The following is a 3,407-nucleotide window of genomic DNA, read 5'->3' on the forward strand; positions in this document are numbered from 1 at the left end:
TCATGGGGTCTCCGGAGCCGAGTGTAGTTATCAAATAAATAGCTGCCAGCGTTTATGAATAAACGATTTCAATATGAAAACACTTTGAAATCCTTATATAACAAGCGCTAGCAGCTCACTTTTTTAGAATGAACGCGGCAGGCCGAGCACATGCTCGCCCACGTGGTTCAGGATCATGTTGGTGGAGATCGGCGCCACCTGGTACAAACGGGTCTCGCGGAACTTGCGCTCGATGTCGTATTCGCAGGCGAAGCCGAAGCCGCCGTGCGTCTGCAGGCAGGCGTTGGCCGCCTCCCAGCTGGCCTTGGCGGCCAGGTACTTGGCCATGTTGGCCTCGGTGCCGGCCGGCTGGCGGGCGTCGATCTTCTCGCAGGCGCGCCAGCGCATCAGGTTGGCGGCCTCCAGCTCGATGAAGGATTCGGCCAGCGGGAACTGGATGCCCTGGTTCTGCCCGATCGGGCGGTTGAACACCTTGCGCTCGTTGGCATAGTTGCGGGCGCGCTCCAGGAACCAGTAGCCGTCGCCGATGCACTCGGCGGCGATCAGCGTGCGCTCGGCGTTCAGGCCGTCGAAGATCACCTTCAGGCCCTTGCCCTCGGTGCCCAGCAGCGCGTCCTCGGGCAGCTCCAGGTTGTCGAAGAACAGCTCGTTGGTCTCGTGGTTGACCATGTTCAGGATGGGGCGCACCGTGAGGCCGTTGCCGATGGCCTTGTCCAGCTCGACGATGAAGCACGACAGGCCGTCGCTCTTTTTCTGCACCTGGTCGATCGGCGTGGTGCGCGCCAGCAGGATCAGCAGGTCGCTGTGCTGCACGCGGCTGATCCAGACCTTCTGGCCGTTGATGACCCAGCGGCCATCCTTCCTGACCGCGGTGGTCTTGAGCTTGGTGGTATCGCTGCCGGTGGTGGGCTCGGTCACGCCCATGGACTGCACGCGCAGCTCGCCGGCGGCGATCTTGGGCAGGTATTTCTGCTTCTGTGCCTCGGTGCCGCTGAAGACGATGGTGTTCATCACGTACATCTGGCCGTGGCAGGCGCCCGAGTTGCCGCCCGAGCGGTTGATCTCCTCCATGATGACCGAGGCCTCGGCCATCGACAGGCCCGGGCCGCCGTACTCCTGCGGGATCAGCGCGGCCATCCAGCCGGCGCGGGTCAGCGCGTTGACGAAATCCTCGGGGTAGCCGCGCGCCTCGTCGATCTTGCGGAAGTACTCGTCGGGGTACTCGGCGCACAGCGCGCGCACCGCGTCGCGGATCTCGTGGTAGTTGTTGGAAGAAGTCTTTTCGAGCATGGTAGGTATTTCAGTAAAAAGTGTTTGAAGCGCCTGTCGGGTGGCCGCCAGCAGCTATGGTTTTCAGAGTATCTTGGCGGTGGCCTGCATGGTGAGCCAGCCTTCGTGGTCGTGCGCCCACAGGCGGATGGTCTTGCCGTCGCCCTCCGGCTGGCCCAGCACCGCGAAGGGGTGCAGGTCGTAGGTGGGGCGCACCGCCTTGAAGGAGAAATCGGTCACCACCGCGTCCGGCGCGTTGCGGCGCAGCAGGTCGATCAGCAGCGTGGCGATCAGCGGGCCGTGCACCACCAGGCCGGGGTAGCCCTCTTCCTGCGTGACGTAGCTGCGGTCGTAGTGGATGCGGTGGCCGTTGAAGGTGAGCGCCGAGTAGCGGAACAGCAGCACCGGGTCGGGCGTGATCTCGCGCGTCCAGGCGGCGTTGCGCTCGGCCGCGGTGGGCTGGGGCGCCGGCTCGCCTGGCTGGGCGGCGGCGCGGTAGACGATGTCCTGCTCCTCGGCGACGGACACGCCCTGCGCATTGCCCGACTCGTGCCGCACCCGCACGAACAGCAGCTCGCCCGAGCGGCCCTTCTTGTGCTCGACCGCCAGGATGCGCGAGCTGCGCTGCACCGCCTCGCCCACGCGCAGCGGGTTCTCGGGGCTCCACTGCACGCGGCTGCCGGCCCACATGCGGCGCGGCAGCGGCACCGGCGGCAAAAAGCCGCCGCGCGCCGGGTGCCCGTCGGCGCCCAGCTGGCCCTGGCGCACCACATGGGCGAAATTCATCCAGTGCCACAGCGGCGGCAGCGCGCTGCCGGCCGCCGGCAGCAGATCGTCGTCGCGGTCCAGCGTGGCGGACATCGCGCCCACGGCATGGGCGCAAATCTGGTCGCCCAGGGTCTCGGACTTGCCGATCCAGGACTGCAGGTGCGCCACCTGCTCGAGCGTCAGCGAGGTCGCGGGGGTGGAGGTATCGGATTGCATGGTCGGCATGCTCGCAGGCAATGCCAGGGCGCGCAATCCGGGAAATTGAAACGCATCCTTTAGCACCCGTGAAGGCAGGAAGATGCCGGATCAGGGCGATGGTAGGCCTGGATGGCATCGATCAATTCCTGCAGGTGCACAGACACCTGCCGCTCCTGCGCCACCAGCATGTAACGTGGGCGCACCGCCCAGGCATCGGTCAGTATGACCTGATGCAGACGCAACATGCCACGCAGACGCTGAGCAACGCTCTCCGGCACCACGGCAATACCCACACCCGCAGCGACCATGCGGCACATGGTCTCCACGCTATAGAGCTGGATCCGCAGCTTGAGCACATGCCCCAGCTGCTGGCCGACCTGGTCGAGAAACGTCTGCAAGGTGCTGCCTCGGTGCATGCCCACGAAATGCTCGTGGAGCACCTCGGCAAACGCCACCTGCGCCAGCTCCGTCCACTGCGGCACATCCGGTGTCACCAGCACCAGGCGGTCGGTGCTGAAATGCAGCGCCTGCAGGCCATGCGTGTCCACCTCACCGGCCACAATACCCAGGTCGGCCCGGCCATCGCGGATATCGGCGGCAATACCCGCATTGGGATGCTCCTGTAAGTCCACGCTGATGTGGGGATGCGCGGCCAGGTAGGCAGCCAGGATGTCGGGCATGAAATCCGTCACCGCCGTGGTATTGGCAAATATGCGCACATGGCCGCGCAAGCCCGCGCCGTATTCATGTAAATCCGCCTGGAGCTGGCGCGACTGCTGCAGCATGGCACGCGCGTGATGCAAAAACGCCTCGCCCGGACCCGACAGCCGTACCCCACGAGCCTCTCGAATCAACAAAGGCAGGCCTAACTGCCGCTCCAATGCCCGCACCCGCGCGCTGGCGGCCGCCAGGGACAGATGGGACAAGCCAGAAGCCCTTGTCAAACTGCCTGTTTGCGCTATCAAAACAAAGAGCCGCAAATCCTTGAGATCGAATTCCATATTGAACTAGGGTTTCTACCATGCGGCACAAGCCTTCAATAAAACAAGAGGCTGACTCGCAAACTCTGTGATTGTAGAAAGCCAGCCGGCTCGGGAAGATAGCGCCTGAATCCATGTATTTGGCGCAAGCCCCCCGAACCACCATGAGCAGCCCCTCCCCATCCAACCCGC

Annotated in this window: 3 protein-coding genes; all 3 read right to left on the minus strand. The window is 64.4% G+C overall.

Features of this window, described 5'->3' with window-relative positions; genetic code table 11:
- Nucleotides 1-123: 123 nt before the first annotated feature.
- Nucleotides 124-1,290 carry an acyl-CoA dehydrogenase family protein gene (locus ACODRX_RS25740; RefSeq protein ID WP_488874391.1) on the minus strand — a complete coding sequence of 389 codons (1,167 nt, stop codon included), beginning with the start codon at nt 1,288-1,290 and terminating at the stop codon, nt 124-126.
- Nucleotides 1,291-1,353: 63 nt separating this feature from the next.
- Nucleotides 1,354-2,253 (minus strand): HTD2 family dehydratase, encoded by a 900-nt coding sequence (locus ACODRX_RS25745; RefSeq protein WP_488874392.1) that lies wholly within the window; start codon nt 2,251-2,253, stop codon nt 1,354-1,356.
- A 59-nt stretch (nt 2,254-2,312) separates the two neighbouring features.
- Nucleotides 2,313-3,236, minus strand: coding sequence for a LysR family transcriptional regulator (locus ACODRX_RS25750; protein WP_488874393.1), 924 nt, complete (start codon nt 3,234-3,236; stop codon nt 2,313-2,315).
- Nucleotides 3,237-3,407 lie beyond the last annotated feature (171 nt).

This window comes from Comamonas sp. FG99, assembly GCF_057808605.1.

What these genes read in the sequence shown, in the direction of transcription:
- ACODRX_RS25740 (WP_488874391.1), bottom strand. Translation starts at nt 1,290, where the DNA reads ATGCTCGAAAAGACTTCTTCCAACAACTACCACGAGATCCGCGACGCG.
- ACODRX_RS25745 (WP_488874392.1), bottom strand. Translation starts at nt 2,253, where the DNA reads ATGCAATCCGATACCTCCACCCCCGCGACCTCGCTGACGCTCGAGCAG.
- ACODRX_RS25750 (WP_488874393.1), bottom strand. Translation starts at nt 3,236, where the DNA reads ATGGAATTCGATCTCAAGGATTTGCGGCTCTTTGTTTTGATAGCGCAA.